General features: G+C 69.6%; 24 protein-coding genes, 1 tRNA gene and 1 pseudogene. 19 read left to right on the top strand and 7 right to left on the bottom strand.

What is annotated here, in order from left to right; genetic code table 11:
- Positions 1-493: 493 nt before the first annotated feature.
- Positions 494-898 carry a hypothetical protein gene (locus ABZX90_RS02360; RefSeq protein ID WP_355200942.1) on the bottom strand — a complete coding sequence of 135 codons (405 nt, stop codon included), beginning with the start codon at positions 896-898 and terminating at the stop codon, positions 494-496.
- Positions 899-1,051: 153 nt separating this feature from the next.
- On the opposite strand from ABZX90_RS02360, the pseudogene repSA (ABZX90_RS02365) reads away from it, so the two are divergent.
- The 4 genes and pseudogenes from repSA (ABZX90_RS02365) to ABZX90_RS02380 form a co-directional block, all read left to right on the top strand.
- Positions 1,052-1,522 (top strand): annotated as a pseudogene (repSA, locus tag ABZX90_RS02365) (replication initiator protein RepSA); the annotation flags it as partial.
- The gene (locus tag ABZX90_RS02370) at positions 1,519-1,731 is read left to right on the top strand and encodes a helix-turn-helix domain-containing protein (RefSeq protein ID WP_355200944.1); all 213 of its coding nucleotides are present in this window, start codon (positions 1,519-1,521) and stop codon (positions 1,729-1,731) included. The pseudogene repSA (ABZX90_RS02365) and the gene ABZX90_RS02370, both read left to right, overlap by 4 nt.
- Positions 1,731-2,090 (top strand): hypothetical protein, encoded by a 360-nt coding sequence (locus tag ABZX90_RS02375; RefSeq protein WP_355200946.1) that lies wholly within the window; start codon positions 1,731-1,733, stop codon positions 2,088-2,090. Before ABZX90_RS02370 ends, ABZX90_RS02375 begins: the two co-directional genes overlap by 1 nt.
- Positions 2,091-2,174: 84 nt before the next feature.
- Positions 2,175-2,864, top strand: coding sequence for a site-specific integrase (locus ABZX90_RS02380; protein WP_355200948.1), 690 nt, complete (start codon positions 2,175-2,177; stop codon positions 2,862-2,864).
- Between the two features lie 907 nt (positions 2,865-3,771).
- On the opposite strand, the gene ABZX90_RS02385 is transcribed toward ABZX90_RS02380, so the two are convergent.
- The 5 genes from ABZX90_RS02385 to ABZX90_RS02405 all read right to left on the bottom strand — a co-directional run bounded on the left by ABZX90_RS02385 (position 3,772) and on the right by ABZX90_RS02405 (position 7,645).
- Positions 3,772-4,074: a hypothetical protein gene (locus ABZX90_RS02385; protein ID WP_355200950.1), complete on the bottom strand. Its 303-nt coding sequence runs from the start codon at positions 4,072-4,074 to the stop codon at positions 3,772-3,774.
- Positions 4,075-4,880: 806 nt separating this feature from the next.
- Positions 4,881-5,315 (bottom strand): NUDIX domain-containing protein, encoded by a 435-nt coding sequence (locus ABZX90_RS02390; RefSeq protein ID WP_355200952.1) that lies wholly within the window; start codon positions 5,313-5,315, stop codon positions 4,881-4,883.
- Between the two features lie 5 nt (positions 5,316-5,320).
- The gene (locus ABZX90_RS02395) at positions 5,321-5,806 is read right to left on the bottom strand and encodes an NUDIX hydrolase (RefSeq protein ID WP_355200953.1); all 486 of its coding nucleotides are present in this window, start codon (positions 5,804-5,806) and stop codon (positions 5,321-5,323) included.
- Between the two features lie 18 nt (positions 5,807-5,824).
- Positions 5,825-7,039: a helix-turn-helix transcriptional regulator gene (locus ABZX90_RS02400; RefSeq protein WP_355200955.1), complete on the bottom strand. Its 1,215-nt coding sequence runs from the start codon at positions 7,037-7,039 to the stop codon at positions 5,825-5,827.
- A 234-nt stretch (positions 7,040-7,273) separates the two neighbouring features.
- Positions 7,274-7,645, bottom strand: coding sequence for a winged helix-turn-helix domain-containing protein (locus tag ABZX90_RS02405; protein ID WP_355200957.1), 372 nt, complete (start codon positions 7,643-7,645; stop codon positions 7,274-7,276).
- Between the two features lie 151 nt (positions 7,646-7,796).
- Here ABZX90_RS02405 and ABZX90_RS02410 point away from each other — a divergent pair, with 151 nt between their 5' ends.
- The 13 genes from ABZX90_RS02410 to ABZX90_RS02470 all read left to right on the top strand — a co-directional run bounded on the left by ABZX90_RS02410 (position 7,797) and on the right by ABZX90_RS02470 (position 15,047).
- Positions 7,797-8,150, top strand: a complete 354-nt coding sequence (locus ABZX90_RS02410) for a hypothetical protein (protein ID WP_355200959.1) — start codon at positions 7,797-7,799, stop codon at positions 8,148-8,150.
- Positions 8,151-8,152: 2 nt separating this feature from the next.
- Entirely contained in the window at positions 8,153-9,508 is a 1,356-nt protein-coding gene (locus ABZX90_RS02415; RefSeq protein ID WP_355200961.1) for an FtsK/SpoIIIE domain-containing protein, read from the top strand.
- A gap of 68 nt (positions 9,509-9,576) precedes the next feature.
- Positions 9,577-9,795: a hypothetical protein gene (locus tag ABZX90_RS02420; RefSeq protein ID WP_355200963.1), complete on the top strand. Its 219-nt coding sequence runs from the start codon at positions 9,577-9,579 to the stop codon at positions 9,793-9,795.
- Positions 9,795-10,469: a DUF2637 domain-containing protein gene (locus ABZX90_RS02425; RefSeq protein WP_355200965.1), complete on the top strand. Its 675-nt coding sequence runs from the start codon at positions 9,795-9,797 to the stop codon at positions 10,467-10,469. The genes ABZX90_RS02420 and ABZX90_RS02425 overlap by 1 nt, the downstream gene beginning before the upstream one ends.
- A 19-nt stretch (positions 10,470-10,488) precedes the next feature.
- Complete coding sequence (locus ABZX90_RS02430; protein WP_351133123.1) at positions 10,489-10,680, top strand: mobile element transfer protein; 192 nt, start codon at positions 10,489-10,491, stop codon at positions 10,678-10,680.
- 10 nt (positions 10,681-10,690) lie between these two features.
- Positions 10,691-10,846, top strand: a complete 156-nt coding sequence (locus tag ABZX90_RS02435; protein WP_355200967.1) for a hypothetical protein — start codon at positions 10,691-10,693, stop codon at positions 10,844-10,846.
- A gap of 24 nt (positions 10,847-10,870) precedes the next feature.
- Positions 10,871-11,203 (top strand): SpdD-like protein, encoded by a 333-nt coding sequence (locus ABZX90_RS02440; RefSeq protein ID WP_355200969.1) that lies wholly within the window; start codon positions 10,871-10,873, stop codon positions 11,201-11,203.
- 91 nt (positions 11,204-11,294) lie between these two features.
- Complete coding sequence (locus ABZX90_RS02445; RefSeq protein ID WP_355200971.1) at positions 11,295-11,852, top strand: GGDEF domain-containing protein; 558 nt, start codon at positions 11,295-11,297, stop codon at positions 11,850-11,852.
- A gap of 91 nt (positions 11,853-11,943) precedes the next feature.
- Positions 11,944-12,129 carry a hypothetical protein gene (locus ABZX90_RS02450; protein WP_355200973.1) on the top strand — a complete coding sequence of 62 codons (186 nt, stop codon included), beginning with the start codon at positions 11,944-11,946 and terminating at the stop codon, positions 12,127-12,129.
- Positions 12,129-12,329, top strand: a complete 201-nt coding sequence (locus ABZX90_RS02455) for a hypothetical protein (protein ID WP_355200975.1) — start codon at positions 12,129-12,131, stop codon at positions 12,327-12,329. The genes ABZX90_RS02450 and ABZX90_RS02455 overlap by 1 nt, the downstream gene beginning before the upstream one ends.
- Positions 12,317-13,708: a replication initiator protein RepSA gene (repSA, locus tag ABZX90_RS02460; protein WP_355200977.1), complete on the top strand. Its 1,392-nt coding sequence runs from the start codon at positions 12,317-12,319 to the stop codon at positions 13,706-13,708. The genes ABZX90_RS02455 and repSA (ABZX90_RS02460) overlap by 13 nt, the downstream gene beginning before the upstream one ends.
- On the top strand, positions 13,705-13,893 hold the full coding sequence (locus ABZX90_RS02465) for a helix-turn-helix domain-containing protein (RefSeq protein WP_355200979.1): 189 nt from the start codon (positions 13,705-13,707) through the stop codon (positions 13,891-13,893). The genes repSA (ABZX90_RS02460) and ABZX90_RS02465 overlap by 4 nt, the downstream gene beginning before the upstream one ends.
- Positions 13,893-15,047, top strand: coding sequence for a site-specific integrase (locus tag ABZX90_RS02470; protein WP_355200981.1), 1,155 nt, complete (start codon positions 13,893-13,895; stop codon positions 15,045-15,047). Before ABZX90_RS02465 ends, ABZX90_RS02470 begins: the two co-directional genes overlap by 1 nt.
- A gap of 67 nt (positions 15,048-15,114) precedes the next feature.
- On the opposite strand, the gene ABZX90_RS02475 is transcribed toward ABZX90_RS02470, so the two are convergent.
- Positions 15,115-15,189: transfer RNA gene (locus ABZX90_RS02475), tRNA-Val, on the bottom strand.
- A 235-nt stretch (positions 15,190-15,424) separates the two neighbouring features.
- On the opposite strand from ABZX90_RS02475, the gene ABZX90_RS02480 reads away from it, so the two are divergent.
- Together ABZX90_RS02480 and ABZX90_RS02485 are read left to right on the top strand one after the other, a co-directional pair.
- Complete coding sequence (locus ABZX90_RS02480) at positions 15,425-16,279, top strand: DUF4097 family beta strand repeat-containing protein (RefSeq protein WP_355200983.1); 855 nt, start codon at positions 15,425-15,427, stop codon at positions 16,277-16,279.
- Between the two features lie 75 nt (positions 16,280-16,354).
- A complete protein-coding gene (locus ABZX90_RS02485; RefSeq protein ID WP_355200985.1) occupies positions 16,355-17,788 on the top strand; it encodes a hypothetical protein in 1,434 nt (477 codons plus the stop codon).
- Positions 17,789-17,830 lie beyond the last annotated feature (42 nt).

The raw sequence follows: 17,830 nt of genomic DNA on the forward strand, positions 1-17,830 counted from the left end.
GGTGGCGAATCCACGATGACCGAAGCGGGGGTGGAAGTCGTCGACGGCTCGAAGGCTCAGCGTCCCCCGCAACGTGACATCGACGCTCGATATCAACGTCGTACGACGACGGATCAGGCTGGGCTGACGGGGACTGAGCACCGGGCGAGGCCGTGCGTTCCAACGGGCCGCCCGGGACTGTGATCGAACTTCTAACGCAGTGATCAACCGCTCTGCGCTCGCTCCGTGGGCCATATGTGGGCCAGAGCGACGGATCCGCGTGACAAACGGCAGTACCGCGCAGGTCAGAGCGCATGCGCCACACGGCACCGCGACGCTCTTGAAAACCGTCGTGGCGCAGTCGCCGTGGGTTCAAATCCCACACCCACCGCCAGCACAAACGGACCCTGACCAGGTAAATCGGTCAGGGTCCGTTCTCGTGCCCGGTGTCCGCCGGCGCCCGTGACTCCCCGCTGCTTCCCGACTGAACGGGCACAGTAGGGGCACGTGGACTTCAGCCGACCGCGATCGTGCAGTACTCAGAGAGGACGGCGGCAAGTTCACACGCGGCAGCATCCTGCTCGCCCTCAGTTCGGTGCTGCTGCAGATACGCCGCTGTCGCACGCGTCCCGGCACCGAAACAGGTCGGATTCTGCACCACGATCAGGCTGAGGATCTTCACCTTGGTCGACTCCATCTCCCAACTTGCACTTACGGAGTCGGAGTACTCGGCATCGCGGGACTCCCGTTGCTTGTGCTTCCGGAACTGGCCAGCCCGCTTTTCGAAGTCCTGGTTGGCCTGCTCGCACGTCGCTGACCGCTCGAACGCGCCGTCGTGTCGCATCGCCCCTACGGCATAGCTGCCCGAGGCGAGCGTGATTGCTCCTGCGCTGACCAGTGCGATCATCGAACGCTTCATGGCCGGGGATCGTATACGCCCAGGTGAGGCCACTCGTCACCGGCGCCCGCCGGCCTGCGGTCGACCACGCTGAGAGGTTGGCTCCGAGACTTTGGGCGGGAGTTGCCATGGGGCGAGTGATCATGGCCCCGTAAGCTTCCGGCGAGTCGGGCAGTCGCCAAGTACGCCACCAAGGCCGCCGAGAACACCGGCACCCTCGACCGCCGCATCGGCGAACTCGCCGAACTCGACCGCCACCAGATCCCCGACCACACCCGCCGCCTCATCGAGGCCTGCAAGCAACTCGACCCGCTCTACCAGGACCGGCGGCTGTGGGCCTGGGCTCACATGCTCGGCTTCCGCGGCCACTTCAGCTCGAAGTCCCGCCGCTACTCCACCACCCTCGGCGAACTCCGCCAGGCCCGGGCCGACTTCCGCGCCGCGCAGGAACGCGAAGCCCTCGGCCTCGAGGACCACGAGCCAAACACCGTCCTCGTCCTCGCCGACTGGCAATACGCCGGCCACGGCCACACCCCCGGCGAATCCGCCCTCGCCGCCACCATCGCCCGCGACCTCCAGCACAACCGCGAAACCGCCCGCGAAGCCTTACGTGACCTGCTCGCCCTGGAAGGAGCCGCAGCATGAAGGACCGGTACCTCAGCGTCGACCAGGTGGCCGAACTGCTCGGCACCTCGGCGCGCTTCCCCCGGCGCCTGATAGCCGAGCGGCGCATCACCTTCGTCAAGGTCGGCCGTCACGTCCGCATCCCGGAGAGCGCGGTGGACGCGTACATCACGGAGCACACCGTGGAGCCGATCACCGCGCGTACCTCGCGGCTGAAGGCGGTGGCCTGATGGCGAACTCCAAGGGGCGCCGTCGTCGCTTCGGGTCCGTGCGCAAGCTGCCTTCCGGGCGCTTCCAGGCTCGCTATCGGGGCCCGGACGGTCTGATGCGGACGGCTGACGCGACCTTCGCGACGCAGACCGATGCGGATCGCTGGCTGGTCAAGCAAGAGGCCAAGATCCTCGACGGGGACTGGAAGAACCCTGACGTGAAGATCGCGTTCGGCGACTTCGCGGCGTCCTGGTTCAAGGATCGTGACTACGCGGCCACCACGCGTGAGCGCAACGCGGGCGTCCTCAACCGGCACATCCTGCCGACGTTCCGCGCGGTCCCCTTGCGGGAGATCACCACTCCGCAGGTCCGGCGCTGACGTACCGATCTCCTCGACGCGGGGGTCGGGCCGGCCACTCTCTCCAAGGCGTACCAGGTCCTGCGGGCCATCCTGAACACGGCCGTGGATGACGGGCTGATCGAGCGCAATCCGTGCCGGGTCAAGGGCGCGGGCACGGTCACCCACACCGAGCGGCCGTTCCTCTCCGTGCCCGAGGTGTACCGGCTCGCCGACGCGGTCCCGCCTCACTGCCGCACCCTGGTGCTCCTGGCCGCGTTCGCCGCGCTTCGCTTCGGTGAGCTGGCCGCGCTCCAGCGCCGGGACATCGACCTGGAGGCCCGTACCGTCTCCGTCCGCCGCTCGTACTCCGAGACCCGGACGGATGGCCTCACGGTCAAGGCTCCCAAGAGCGCGGCGGGTGTCCGCACCGTGGCGTTCCCGGCCTCGCTCGTGCCCGAGCTCGCGCACCACCTGGCCGAGCACGCGGAGGCCGGCCGAACCGGGCTCGTCTTCGTCGGCGCCCGCGGTGGTGTCCTGCGACGGAACAACTTCCGGCGGATCTGGCTTCGCACGCTCGCCTCGACCGGTCTCGGTGACGTCCACTTCCACGATCTCCGGCACACCGGGAACACCCTCGCCGCGACCGGCGGCGCCACCACCCGGGAGCTGATGCAGCGCATGGGCCACTCGTCGGTGCGGGCCGCGCTGGTCTATCAGCATCTCGTCAACGGGCGCGACCACCAGATCGCCGACTACGTCGACGGCCAGATCAGGAAGGTACTGCGGCCTCCGCGCGGTCCATCTGGCACGTGAGTGGCACGGCGGCACCGAACGGTCCGAAACGACAGAGGCCCAGATCACCGGAATCACACCGGCTGACCTGGGCCTTGTTCGTGTCCTGAGACTGGTGGGCGCGGACGGTTTCGAACCGCCGACATCCGCCTTGTAAGTTCGCTCCGACTCGGCCTTGGCTGGGCCCAGCTGTGCGCGCAGGAGTCATCTGCAACCGTCCAAGGCTGCGGCTGTGCGTGGTCGTTGATGTCAGCGTTGGATGTCAGCGGAACAGTTCCGGCACAGGGCAGATCGGCACGCGTGTCGATGGGGCACCTGCGTCCAGGTGGCGAGAAGCGCCCCATCTTGCCTGACGGCTACCCCAAGGGGGAAACCAGTATGGTCGGGGGTCCGTGACCTGGCCGTTCCTGGTTCGCCTCGGTAGCTGGCCTGTCACTGGTTGTCGACGTTGGTCACTGTTGAGCCCCCTCGGACGGCCCACAGACGGCCCCGCAGCCGAACCCCGCTCCCCCACGGCGGGCCCCCTAGCGGAGCGCCCACGACGGGCTCAGCCGCCTCGCGGCAGCAACTGCTCCCCCTCAGCCCATCTCTCGGCATGGTCCGCTCACGCTCCGCATGGGTGACGGCGGCGGTACGGCGATCCGCCCCCCGCCGGCCGTCTCCGCCCGGCTTCGGCGCCCGCCCTAAGGCCACCCCTTCCGCCGCCAGCCTGATTCGACAGCACAACAGCTATGGCCGCAGACGGCTGCGCTCGGGCCACGTAAACCGCTCAGCGATGCCGCGTCAGTCACCCCCACCCCATCCCCATAGCTCACCCCGCCTGCTCCAGCACCGCGCCCTACAGCCGATGGCGTCCCGCTGAGTGGTGTAGCCGGTCGTGGTCCGGGAACGCGCGGGTGACGGTGGCCTCTGTCGCCCAGGCGATCCGCTACTGGATGACCTCGTAGATCTCCTTGTAGCCGGATACCGCGTTGCGGTTAAACGTATCGATCAGTGACTGGGCGTTCTCGTCTGGATTCACGAAGAACGCTCGCTCCATGGTGAAGTACTGGTCGAGGCTGTCGAATTCCCATTGGCCGACGACCGTATCCATGGGACCGGCGTAATCGACGTAGATTCGCCGGTTCGCGTACCCGGCCTCTTCAAAGACCTTGGTGAGGGTCTTGAACGCCGCCACGATCTCCGGCGCCTTCCCGCGTTCAGCTTGGTAGACCTCGCGCATCATGTACATGATCTGACTCTGCCTTCCTGCTCGAGCAGTAATCGACTGGACAAGCGCTATTTTTCACGCTAATTCAGCAAAATGCTGCCCGCCATGCCGAGCGAGGTCTGGCTATCAGCAGCCCCGGGGTTTGCCCACGTGGTCGGCGGAACGGCTTTGGGCGGGAGCTGCCATGGGGCGAGTGATCATGGCCCCTTAAGCTTCCGGCGAGTCGGGCAGTCTGTGGACCTGCCCGTTAAAGCACGACGTTGGGGCCATGATCTTCGAGGCTCGCCCCATGGTGGCTGCCTAAAGCCGTGGAGCCGACCGCCCCAGCCACGGGGCAACGGCCCGGGCAGTGGGAGAGCCCGCCGGGTACCGCCGCCGCGATCCGGCCTCTTCGGTAACACAAAGCGTCTTTGGCCTGCTGCGCGGCAATCCCCTTATGCCCCATGGCCCTAGTGCTGGGTTTTGGCCGCTTGGGGGGCGACGGACGGACCGGTGCGCCCGGCCGGTGGCGCAGACATGGAGGCGGGGGGCGCCGGGCCGGCCGGCGACCCCCCTTTGCTTGCGCGGCCCTCGGTTCCTTCGGATCGACCCTTACTTCGTTGGGCGGCGCGGGGTCTGGTGGTACTTCTGGGGTCTTCTACGTACGTGCGCTTTTCGGCCCTACGGATGCTCAACGGTTCCCCCTCCCAAGGTCGGATCGCGGCGGCGGTACCCGGCGGGCGCTTCCGCGTCACCGAGGGCCGCAAGTCCCGGGGAAGAGGTGGTTGGCGCCCGCGGATGCCAAGGCGGACGCGAGCGCAGCGAGCCTTGATGAAGTAGAGAAAGTTCTATCCCGCTGGGATGAGGCGCTGGCCGTCGTGGCTCCGTACCTCGGGGCCGTTGCCGTTCAGAGCGTCCAAGACTCGGATCGCGAAGACCTCGGACATGCGCTCCTGGACCTCGACAGGCGTGAGCCATGCAACGGCAGTCGACTCGCTGGACGTGCGCTCGGTGCCGGCCGATGGCTCGCAGCGGAAGACCAGAGCCACGACTCCCAGCTTCATGTTCTTGTAGACACCGGTGAGTTCACCGACGGCGACCTTGATTCCGGTCTCCTCGAAGACCTCGCGCGCTACGCCCGTCTGTGGTTCCTCATCCAGCTCCAGGACTCCGCCAGGCGGCTCCCAGGTTCCGTTGTCTGCTCGGCGGACAGCGAGGACCCTGCCATCTCCGCGAACGGTGATCCCCGCGACAGATACTGAGTGCCGCGGGCTCTCCCCCACTGCCGCTACGCCGCCAGGTTGCCCGGCGCCTGGCCGTGCTCGAGGTAGACCGGAGCGCTTTGGGCGCGGGCCTCGATCGCTGCCAGGATTCGCCGGGCCAGTCGCGGAATCGTGCGATCTGCGATCTCACGCGGGGGGACGAACCTGACGGCCTTCAGCTCCTCCGCCTGGAGGCGGATCCCCTCCACGGTCTCCGGAGAGAGCTCGCCGCCGTCGAATAGGTACAACACCTTGTCGCCCTCGGCGCCGTTCGGTGCCCAGTCGACGGCCAGGAGGCGGCCGAGTACCGGCGCGATGCCTAGCTCCTCGTTCACCTCGCGGCTGGCAGCTTGGAGCGGCGATTCACCGGTCTCGACGTACCCACCCGGGATGTCCCAGTAGTCCTTGTACGTGGGCTCCACCATGAGGACGCGGCCATCGGCATCAAAGAAGAGCGCACCCGCGGCCATACGCGGATGCGCCATCTTCGCTTCGTGCTCGTTCACTGCCATGCAGCCGAGCGTACCCAGTTAGACCACGTGTAGCCGATCGGCCAGCCCGGCCATGGTCTGGCTCGGTCGCCCTCGATGATTCCGGATCCACGTGAGGACCAGTTCTCGCGCCAGGTAGTGGCTTCGTACCTGCTCAGGGGCCCAGGACTCGGCCTCAAGAATCATCGCCACCGCGTCGTCGGTGCGGTTGTGTGCGCTGAGCGCGCGAGCTACCTCAATGTTGTGACGCGTCCGCCGCTCTGTCGGCAAGTTGCTGGTGTCGATCCGCGGGCCCAGGTCGACAGCAACCTGCATGTCCCCCAGCTCAGCCGCAGTGGCAACGCGATGGATGTCGACGTTAGTCGGGCCGAAAGCGGTCCACATGTGGTTGGCATCCCGTCCGAGCCGACGGGCTGCCTGATCCGCTTCTGTCAGGAACTCGCGAACGGTCGAGCGGTCTTCGGCTCGGGCCCCCGCCATCGATCCGGCGAGGAAGAGCGTTCCGTAGATCGACAGGAAGTCAGGAGTGGCGTCGGCGAGTCCGGGCCGAAGGTAGTCGGCGGCATCGCCTACGAGTTGCACGGCGGAGTCGAAGCGGCCAGTCGTCAAAAGGCAGTGAGCCACGGACCGGAAGAGGGAGCCGGTCACAGCCGGGTTGCCCGACTGCTGGGCTGCGGCCAATCCGCGGTCGGCTGCGATCCATGCGAGATCTACCTCGCCCACCTTGCCGAGCACCATGGCGGCGCTCTGGTAGGTGAGCGCCAGGAGCTCGTTGGCTTGCTCTCGGTCTCGGCCCTCGTAGGCCTGTGCCGCGATGAGGGCGTCGGCCAGGAGCAGCGGCAGGCGGCGAGTCGCGAAGCCGTAGCGGGAAGCCTGATAGGCGTCGAGCACTTCCGTGACGTTCCTCCGCAGCTCCTCCAGCCGCGTGGGCTCGCCCTCGGTCGGAAGTCCCAACAAGGGTGTGAGCTGGCGGTAGTTCATCAGGGCTGACCGAAGCGCCGGCACCGTGTGCTTACCGCTCTCGTGGGTCCAGTCCATGAGGGTCGGTTCGGCGAGTAGGTCACCAAGGGAGATGTCCAAGGCATCCGCCAGGGCCTTGATGACCGACAGCCGGTCGAGCTCAAGGCGGTTGTTCTCGGCCTTGCTCAGCCAGTCGACCGTGCGGCCCACCAGTCCGGCCAGGACCTCCTGGGACATGCCGCGCCTTCGGCGGTACCAAGCGACTCGTTCACCGATCGTCAGGTTCGTCGTCATTCCTCGCATGGAAAGAGCGTCCACCCGTCTCTCTCTGCGGCCCCGGAGAGTTTTTCCGGGGTGGTGAGGCCGACCGGTCCTAGCGTTGTCGACAGGTTGAGGAACTGTCAGGCCGTGAGGGCAACGAAAGGGCTGTGACCGTGCTGACCCCGGCAGAGAAGCGCGAACTGATCAAGCAGTTAGGGGGACTTGTTGAGGAGCTTTCAGAGATCGCGCGTCGAGCTGACGTCTTGGTCACCGCCCTTGGGCCTGCTTGCGTACCAGGTCCTCAAGCTGGTCCATCCGTTCGGCGAGACGGCGTACATCCCGACGAACCTCGGACAGGTACTCCGTGATCAGCTCGAACTCGGGGCTGCGCTTGACCGGGGCGCCTTCACCCGGTAGGGCCGCAAAGCTGCCCTTGCCCTGGTGAGAGACCGCGTAGCCGTCCTCGCGAAGCCGTGAGATTGCCTGGCGGGCGACGGTCCGTGACACGGAGTGCTGCTCCATCAGCTCGGCCTCCGAAGGGAGCTTCTCCCCCGGGACAAGCTCTCCGTCCCGGATCTTGTCCTTGAACTCGTCCGCAATCTGCAAGTACGCGGCACGTCCGGCAGTGAAGTCGGCCATAGCCCCTCTCCGTGGTTGTCGTACCTAGTGCAGCACATCGCTCCGACAGGAGTCGAGAACAACCACTTGACGCACCAAGTAGTACAGGTGCATGCTCGAACCTCAGATGACGTACTAAGTACGTCAAGTTGATCGACTTGAGGAGCGCTTCATGCGTCAGATTCCCGTCGACACCACGAACGCGACCGTGATGGTCGCCAAGGCCCCGCAGCCGAAGATCAAGGACCGTCGTACCGGTGAGATCGCCGTGGACAAGGACGGCGTCACGCTGATGACGGTGGAGGTCATGTTCTCCACGCCGGACGAGGTGGAGATCCTGAAGCTCACCGTCCCGGAGCCGGGCGTCTCCGAGGACCTGACCATGGGGACCCCGGTCGCGCTGACGGGCCTGGTCGCCTCGGCGTGGGAGAACGAGTTCAACGGACAGAAGCGGCACGGGATCGCGTTCCGCGCGGTCGCGGTCACCTCGCTCGCCGGTGCTGGCTCGGCGTCGAAGGTGGCCTGATCATGACCGGGTTAACCGTCGCCTTGATGCTGGTTGTTGCTGCCGCAGGACTTCTGCGGTGGCGGCGTCCGGCCTGGTACTGGCTGGCTTTCGGTGCCGTCTTCGCCACGGTGCGGGTGCTGGTCCACTACACGTCGGTGATGGACGCGTGCAGGCTGACCGTGCCGCCCTCGCGCTGGCGCTTGGCCCTGGCCCGGATGACCAACCGGCCCGTCCCGGAGTCGAGGGCCCCGCGCATCCTGCGCCTTCGCCCCACCCGGACCGGTCTGGTCCTGCGCCTCAAGCTCCGTCCCGGACAGGACGCGTTTGACGTCTCCGCCGTCACGGACCGGCTTCGGCACTCCTTCGGCATGTACGGCGTGACCTCGCGTGAGCTGCGCTCTGGTGTGGTCGAGGTGCGGATGACCGGCTATGACGTCCTCAAGCGGGTCCAGATGCCCGCCAAGGCTGATCCGGCGCCGATGCGAGTCCCGGTCGCGCTGCGCGAGGACGGGGCCGTGCACTACCGCGACTACCGGGCCGTCCCGCACGGACTCACCCTCGGCGCGACCGAGTCCGGGAAGTCCGTCTACCAGCGGAACCTGGTGGCCGGCCTCGCCCCGATGGACGTCGCCCTGGTCGGGATCGACTGTAAGCAGGGGGTCGAACTCTTCCCGCTGGCGCGCCGGTTCTCCGCGCTCGCCGACAACCCCGACACCGCTCTCGACCTCCTCGAGGCCCTGGTCTCGCACATGGCGGACGTGTATCAGGTGATCCGGGCTGAGCAGCGGATCACGGTGAACGTGCCGGATGCGGAGATCGCCGCCGACATCTGGGACCTGCCCGAGCACCTTCGGCCGGTCCCGGTCGTGGTCCTGGTGGACGAGGTTGCCGAACTCGCCCTGTTCGCCACGAAGGACGAGGAGAAGCGCCGCGACCGGATCATCACCGCCCTGGTCCGCCTCGCCCAGCTCGGCCGGGCCGCTGGCATCTACTTGGAGATCTGCGGGCAGCGCTTCGGCTCCGAGCTCGGCAAGGGCATCACGATGCTGCGGGCCCAGCTCACCGGCCGCACCGCCCACCGAGTCAACGACGAGTCCTCGGCGAACATGGCCTTCGGTGACATCGCCCCGGACGCCGTCCTCGCCGCGATCCAGATCCGCACCGACACCCCCGGCATCGCCGTGACCGGCGACTCCTCCGGCGGCTGGGCCCGCATCCGCGCCCCGCACACCTCCCTGCGTACGGCCGTGAACGTCTGCAACCGCTACGCCGACCGCACCCCGGACTTGCCCGCCCTCGCGCCGTTCCGGCCCGTCGTTGGCTCCCTGGCCCCGGCCGCTGAGCCGCTCGCGAAGGCTGCTTCCGTCACTGCCTGACTCCTCCCTCGCTCTCCGGTTGGCGTGACCGTCTCGCGCCGGGTCCCTACCCCCTCCATGCCTGCTTGATGGGAGATCCCGCCATGTGCCCCGACTGCGAGGACTTCGCCCGCACCGTGCTCCTGCTGGGCCAACTCGCCCTCTACGCCGACGTATCCGGCGCTGACCGGGACTTCGTCGACGCCGTGGGCCCGTCGCTGGCCGCGTCTTTGCCCGAGCCGCCGGCGGGGACGTTTCCGCCCGGCTACGACCCGGCCGACGGCCCCGACTACCCCGGCAGCTCGTGATGGCCCGGCCCGCGTTCCGCGTGGACGCTGTCCTGGTCCAGGCCGTCATCGCCGGAGCCCTGTCTTTCGCGCACCTGCATGAGCTGGCCGACGCTGCCGGTCAGACCGGTTGGAAGGGCTGGGCCTACCCGATCAGCGTGGATCTGCTCCTGGTCGCGGCCTGGCGTCGACTCCGCTCCGACGGGCCGTCGCGGCTGGCCTGGTGCTGGTTCCTGATCGCCCTGGTGGCCTCGCTGGGCGCGAACGTCGCCACCGCCGGATTCCTCGACCTCGCCCACCCCCCGGCCTGGCTGCGCTTCGGCATCGCCGGATGGCCCGCCCTCGCCTTCCTCGGCGGCACCCTCCTCGCCCACTCGCACACTGCCGAGGACCTGGAGCCGGTTCAGCCGGCCCCCTCGGTCCCGGCTCTGGCGCCGGAGGTCGAGCGGGAATCCGTCCCCGATCCGCAGCCCGAACCGGCACCGTTTCCCGCGGCCGAGGACACCCCCGCCTTGACGCCCGCTCCCCTGGCTTCGCCGCTCCCGTCGGTCCCGGCCGCGCTCGTCGACCACGCCCGCAAGCTCGCCGCCGACCACCAGGCCCGCACAGGCGCCCGGATCGACACCGACACCCTGCGCGCCCGCCTCGGCGTCCCGCCCCAGCTCGCCGACGCCATCGCCGCCCAACTCACCTGACCCGAAAGGACAACCCGTCATGCCCGCCCGCGACCACTTCCACTCCGTGATGCGAATCGGCCCCGTGCAGATCGGCACCCACCGCGACCGCCACGGCCACACCAAACACGCCGCCGTCTGCACCAACGACCAGTGCGGCTGGTCCGCCGACTACTCCAGCCAGACCGCCGCCCAGCTCGCCGCCCGCACCCACCACTGCACCGCCCGCTGAGGAGACACCCGTGGACGTCCCGCTCTGGTTCGCCCTGATCGTCGTCGGCTACCTCGGCATCAAGCTCATCCGCCCGCCCTGGTGGCTCGTCGCCGTCCTCCTGCTCGGCGGCTACCTCCTCGCCGACAGCGTCCTCGCCCCCGTCATCGACGCCACCGTCAAGTAACCACCCACGAAGGGAGACCCCGTCATGCTCCGCCCCAAGGTCCCGGCCATGCCCCAGCCCACCGGCCACATCACCCCGCCCGCCCGGGTCGTCGAACCGACCGCAGTCATCCAGCAGAGCCCGCAGCACTTCGCACCCGCCCCGGCCGACTCCCCGGCACCGGTACCGGCGCGGCCGGCCGTGCAGCTCACCCCCGGCTCCGCCATCGCCCTCGTCGGCACTGGCGCGGCCGTGGTCCTGGTCGTCGGCGCCGTCCTGGTCTCGCTGCTCCTCGCGGTCGCCGTCACCGCCGCGTCCGTCGCCGTCTGCGCCCTGGTCATCCGCTCACTGGTCGCCTCGGACAACCGGCGCCGCTGAACGGCCTTCGGACGGTGTCACAAGCCACCAAGCATCGCCGCCGTCCGGACAGCTCCCGCACCTCTCTTCCAACCTGCCTTGAAGGAGAACCGTGGACACCCAAGCGCTCGCCCTCGTCCCGCCGTTAGTCGGCTGGGCAGCTCACTCCGGGTTCCTCGCCCACCGGCTCGCCGTTGCCCGCCGGGACCCGCTCACCGGCCTGCACACCCGGGCGGGATGGACCGCTCGCGCCACTCGCCTCATCCGCCGGCACCCGGACGCGCTCGTCGTCCTGGTCGACCTGGACGGCTTCAAGACCCTCAACGACACCCACGGCCACGCCGCCGGAGACACCGCGCTCACCGTGGCCGCATCCCGCCTCACCGCCTGGTGCGGTCGCCGCGGGATCGCCGGACGCCTCGGCGGAGACGAGTTCGTCGCCGCCCTCGACCACACGCACGGCCCGGACCTCACTGACCTGGGCCGCGCGCTGCACCGGCCCTTCCTCCACGCCGGGCAGACACTTCCGCTCGCCGCGTCCGTGGGCTCCTGCCGTCTGGCGGACCTGCCCACCCGGACACTCCCCGCAGCTCTCGCCGCTGCCGACGTCGCCATGTACGCGGCCAAGGGACGCGCCACTCGCCGCGGGCAACGCCCCGCCTCCTTCTGACCGACCCTCCGGGCGGCGCACAAGCCACCAAGCATCGCCGCCGCCCGGACGGTCCGGCCCCTTCCAACCGCAATCGAAAGGAACCACCAGCATGACGCACCACACCCGACCCCGGGCCCGGATCTGCCCGAACTGCGACGGCTTCGCCTCCGCCGCCGTCACCCTCGGCGGCCGCAACCGGCACGGTCACCTGCGGACCATCACCGCGCACTGCCCGGCCTGCCACGGCACCGGCACCACCGCCCGCCCCGCCGCACGCCAGGCGGTGAGCGTCTGATGCCCCGCTGGAGCAAGGGAGTCGACCGCATCCCGCCCGACCCGATCGACGGCGACTACGACCGCCTGAAAAAGATCGTCAAGGCGCACCACCTGCACGACAAGGACCGGACCGCGAAGGCCACCCGCACCGGCCGCTCCTCCAACGAGACGTCCAGCAGCAACGCCAGCACTCCTCAGAAGCGGGGATGGCGCCGTTGAACCCCGACACCCAGCTCGACCCGACCACCCTCGGCGACCTGCTGAGGGTGGCCTCGGCCGACGACTTCGACCGCTGGCACGACCAGATCCGCCGCACCGGCGGCTGCGCCGACCCCATCCACCTCACCGGCTGGACCCTCACCAAGGACAAGACCACCGGCCAGACCCTCCACCACTACTCCACCGAGACCGAGCCGGGCGGACGGCTCCGCCTCGCATGCGGCAACCGCCGCGCCTCCCGCTGCCCCTCCTGCGCCTTCACTTACGCGGGCGACACCTACCACCTCATCCGCGCAGGCCTGGCCGGAGACGACCGCCGCGACATCCCCTCCACCGTCCGCGACCACCCCCGCGTCTTCGCCACCCTCACCGCCCCCTCCTTCGGCCCCGTCCACAACCGCCCCGACCGTGGCGTCTGCCGCTGCGGGACCCGGCATCCGGTCGACGATCCCGTGCTCGGGACGGCGCTCGATCCGGAGACGTACGACTACGCGGGTGCCGTCCTGTTCAACAACCATGCGGGCGACCTCTGGCAGCGCTTCACCACCCGTCTCCGCCGCGAGATCGCCGCCCGCGCCGGCCTCACCCGCAGCGAGCTGCCCAACCATGTGCGGCTGTCGTACGGCAAGGTCGCCGAGTTCCAAAAGCGCGGTGCCCTGCACTTCCACGCCGTCATCCGCCTCGACGGACCGGACGGCCCCGACACCCCGCCCCCGTCCTGGGCGAGCGTCGGCCTGCTCACCAACGCCATCCACGCCGCCGCGACGCACTCCTACACCTCGGTCTCCGTCCCGGCCGCCGAGGACCAGCCCACCCGCACCTTCCGCTGGGGCACGCAGCTCGACGTCCGGCCCGTGAAGGCGTTCGGTGACGGCTCCGATATCACCGAGCAGACGGTCGCCTCCTACGTCGCGAAGTACGCCACCAAGGCAGCTGAGAACACCGGCAGCCTCGACCGTCGCATAGGCGAGCTCGCCGAACTCGACCGCCACCAGATCCCCGACCACACCCGCCGCCTCATCGAGGCCTGCAAGCAGCTCGACCCGCTCTACCCGGACCGGCGGCTGTGGGCCTGGGCTCACATGCTCGGCTTCCGCGGCCACTTCAGCTCGAAGTCCCGCCGCTACTCCACCACCCTCGGCGAACTCCGCCAGGCCCGCGCCGACTTCCGCGCCGCACAGGAACGCGAAGCCCTCGGCCTCGAGGAATACGAGCCGGACACCGTCCTCGTACTCGCCGACTGGCAGTACGCCGGCCACGGCCACACCCCCGGCGAATCCGCACTCGCCGCCACCATCGCCCGCGACCTCCAGCACAACCGCGAAACCGCCCGCGAAGCCCTACGGGACCTGCTCGCCCTGGAAGGAGAAGCAGCATGACCACCGCCACCGCCGAATTGCTGACCGTGCCGGAGGTCATGGCACGGCTCAAGCTCGGACGATCCAAGGTCTACGACCTGATCCGCTCGCACCGCCTGATATCGATCAAGATTGACGGCGCCCGCCGCATCCCCGCCGACGCCGTACGGGACTTCATCCTCGGCCGGATCGAGGAGGCTTCCTGATGGCCGACCAGCGCAAGCGCAACCCCAATGGGGCGGGCACGATCACCAAGCGCAAGGACGGCCGCTTTCAGTGCGCGGTCTACGTGCTCCAGCCGGACGGCACCCGGGCCCGTAAGTTCGCCTACGGCAAGACCTGGGCCGAGTGCGACACCAAGCGGCGCGAGCTGCTCGCCAAGGTCGACCAGGGCGTGCCCGTGCCCACCCGGTCGGCCAAGCTCTCCGAGTGGCTGCCCTACTGGCTGGAGAACATGATCAAGCCTCGGCGGAAGCGGACCACGTACGCCAAGTACGAGTTCCACGTCCGGCTCTACCTGGTGCCCATGCTCGGCACGAAGAAGCTGGAGTCGCTGAGCGTCGCCGACGTCCGTCGCTTCCTCGTCCGGCTGGAGCAGCAGACCACCGCGGCCACCGCGAAGGAGACGCACAAGGTTCTCCGCACCGCCCTCTCGGCCGCCTGCCGCGAGGAGCTGATCGCCAGGAACGTCGTCACCCTGGTCGACGCGCCTCGGGTCGAGTCCCGCAGCCTCGATCCCTGGAGCCTGGAGGAAACGCTCGACTTCCTTGCCGCGGCCCGGCGCGATCTGCTCTACCCGGCCTTCGTGCTTTCCATCGCGCTGGGTCTCCGTCGCGGGGAGGTCATCGGACTCCGGTGGCAGGACGTCGACCTCGACAAGCGCGAGCTCAGGGTCCGGAAGCAGCGGCAGCGGGTCGGCGGGGAGGTGTACGAGGACGATCCCAAGGGTCGGCGTCGTCGGCAGGTGCTGCCGCTGCCGGCCATGTGCGTGGCACCCCTGCGGTACCAGCGGATGCGCCAGGCCGCGATGTGCGAGCGGGCGGGTGATCGCTGGGAGGACAGTGACTACGTGTTCACCACGCGTACGGGGCGACCGATCGAGCCGCGCAACATGTACCGCTCCTTCACCCGGGTCGCCGGGAACGCGGGCCTTCGGGTCATCCGGCTGCACGACGCCCGGCACGGCTGCGCGACCCTGCTCACCGCGGCCGGCGTGGCGCCCCGCGTCGTGATGGAGATCCTGGGGCACAGCCAGATCGCCGTGACGATGAACGTCTACGCGCACGTCGTCCAGGACACGCAGCGGGAGGCCGTCAGTCACATGGATCGGCTGCTTACGCGGCGGCTACAGCGCGAGTAGCGGCGGCACTGATGTCAGATCTGGATGTCAAAGGCCCCCAGCCATGATCGGCTGGGGGCCTTTTTCCTGGTGGGCGCGGACGGTTTCGAACCGCCGACATCCGCCTTGTAAGGGCGGCGCTCTACCACTGAGCTACGCGCCCAGGACGAGTCGACAGCCTACATTGCCCGGGGGGATGCCCCGCAAACCCGTATCCGGCGTGTGGCGGGGCGGGGCTGCCCGGGGGTTATCCCCACCCCGGATTCGGGAGCGGCCCGGATCCCCCCGGGCTCCGTGGGTGCATACCGTCGAAGAGGCTTCGCGGACCGGGTCCGGTCGAAGTGTCGAAGTCTCGAAGTCTCGAAGCGCCTCGCAGACCGTCCCAGGGGGAGATCACCATGGCCCGCACACCCACAGGCACCCGCACCCGCAGCGGCAGCCGAAGCCGGGCCGGCGGCCGCACCGGCGTCCCCGGTGCCCCGCGCACCGTGCGCGCCCGTGCCGTCGCCGTCGGCGGGGTCGTGGTCGCGCTCGTCGTGGCCGCCACCGCGTGCGGCGCGTCCGCCGGGGACGACACGGAGCCCGAGCAGCGGTCCTTCGGGCTGCACGGCCGGACCCTGACCGTCGACTCGGACGACTCCGCGCTCGATCTGGTGGTGTCGGACTCCGCGAAGGCCGGCGAGGTCCAGGTCACCCGGTGGTTCCAGGGGCATGTGACCCTCGGCGGGGACCCCCGGGTCACCTGGGCGATGAAGGACGACGACCGGCTGGTGCTCCGGATGAAATGCTCGGGTGTCATCGCCGACTGCTCGGCCCGGCACCGGATCGTGGTGCCGCGCGGGGTGGCCGTCACGGTGGAGGACGGGGACGGACGAGTGAGCGCGCGGGGCTTCGAGGAAGCGCTGAGCATTCGTACGGCGGACGGTTCGGTGCGGGTCAGCGACTCCTCGGGACCGCTGGACCTGCGCAGCGGCGACGGCTCGATCCGGGCGGTCGGCGTGGACGCCCGGAGCGTGCGCGCCCGTACCGAGGACGGCTCGGTGCGGCTCGAACTCGGCACCGTGCCCGACATGGTGGACTCCCGCAGCCAGGACGGCTCCGTCTCGATCGTGCTGCCCCGGGCCACCTACCGGGTGAGGACCGGGAGCGGTGACGGTTCGGTCCACGTGGACGTGCCCCGCGACGACGCCAGCTCGCACCGCGTCTCCGCGCACACCGGTGATGGAAAGATCACGGTACGAACCGCGAACTGACCGGCCCGTGTGTTCGTCCTTAACCGGTGGGAGAATGACAGCCGGGCAAGGCGGATGACAGCACGGGAGAGGGATGTGACGGCGACACCTTCGCAGCCGTACTCGCCGTTCGCGCGACGCGCGCGGCCGGCACACCCTCTTCCCCCTCGGCGAGGTCTCTCGCCGGGGCGGCCGGTGCGCCGTCCTCGTTCGTCCGTCGCCCGTGACGTGCTCACTCTCGTCGCCCTGCCCCTGCTCGCCGCCCTCGTGCTGCCCGCGGCCTTCGCGGGAGGCGGCACCCGGCGCTGGTTCGGCGGCCGGGCCGAGGGCCAGCGGGCCGAGGCGCAGGCCGCCAAGGACGCCGCCGCGGCGGCGTTCTACGAACTCGACACCGCCCAGCGCGACCTGCGGATCTCGATCGAGACGATCACGGCCGTGGACGACTCCCCGGCCGCCCGGCGTGTGGTCTCGGACTTCGAGGCGCTGGGCCGGCGGATCGACGAGGCCAGCCAGAAGTACATCACCGCCGTCGACGCCCACGATCTGGACCGGGACGAGCTGGAGGCGTCGGTCGCGGCGCGGGCCCGCGGCGAACTCTCCGCCGCGAAGGACGAGCTGGGCCGTGTGAAGGCCGACCTGGACCGGTTCGAGCAGAGTCTCGGTCCCCTGCTCGGCAAGGCCGAGACCCAGCTCGCCCGGCTGGCCCCGGCCGTCGAGCGCGCCCGGCAGGCTCTGCTCGGCGCCTCGAACGCCCTGGATTCCGTACGGCAGTCGGGGCTCAGGGCCGACGATCTCGCCGCCCGGCTCGCCGCTCTCGGGCCCGAACTGACCAAGCTCAACCAGGGTGCCGGGCAGCATGGCGTGCCGGAGACGCTGGAGCGCGCCGAGCGGGTCTCGCGGGAGGCCGGGGCGGTGCGCGCGGAGGCGGAGCGTCTGCCGGAGCGGGCGGCCGAGATCGACCACCGGCTCGTTTCGCTGCGTACCCGCGCGCAGGCGCTGACGACCCGGTCGGGGCAGGTGGAGCCGGTGCTGAGCGAGTTGCGGCGGCGGTTCACGGCGGAGTGCTGGCAGGACCTGCAGCATGTGCCGGAGCAGGCCGTCGAGAACGTACGGCAGGCCGAGGTGAAGCTGAAGGAGGCGCGGGCGGCGCGCGAGGCGCAGCACTGGCCGGACGCGACCTCGCTGCTGGCGACGGTGCGCGCGCTGCTGAACAACACCGACGAGGCCGTGTCGGCGGCCGGTGACCGGCTGCGGCGGCTGAACGCCGTGCAGAAGGACCCCCAGCAGGAGATCGACCGCACCCGGTTCGCGATCCGGGACGCGCAGCGGCTGGCCATGGCGGGTCGCAGCACCCCCGACCCCCGGCAGGCCCGCCCGCTCGACGACTCCGTCGCCCGGCTCGACCGGGCTGTCACCACGCTGGAGGGCAGGCATCCGGACTACTGGCACTTCCTGACCGAGACGGAGGCGGTGCGGCAGACGGTGGCGCGGGTGGTCGCGCAGATCCGCGAGGAGCGCGGCGGCGCCTGAGGAAGGCTTCGGGGGGAAGCGCGGAGGAAGCGCGGAGGCTCC

The sequence above is a fragment of the Streptomyces sp. NPDC002935 genome (assembly GCF_040611295.1).
Classification (GTDB): Bacteria; Actinomycetota; Actinomycetes; order Streptomycetales; family Streptomycetaceae; genus Streptomyces.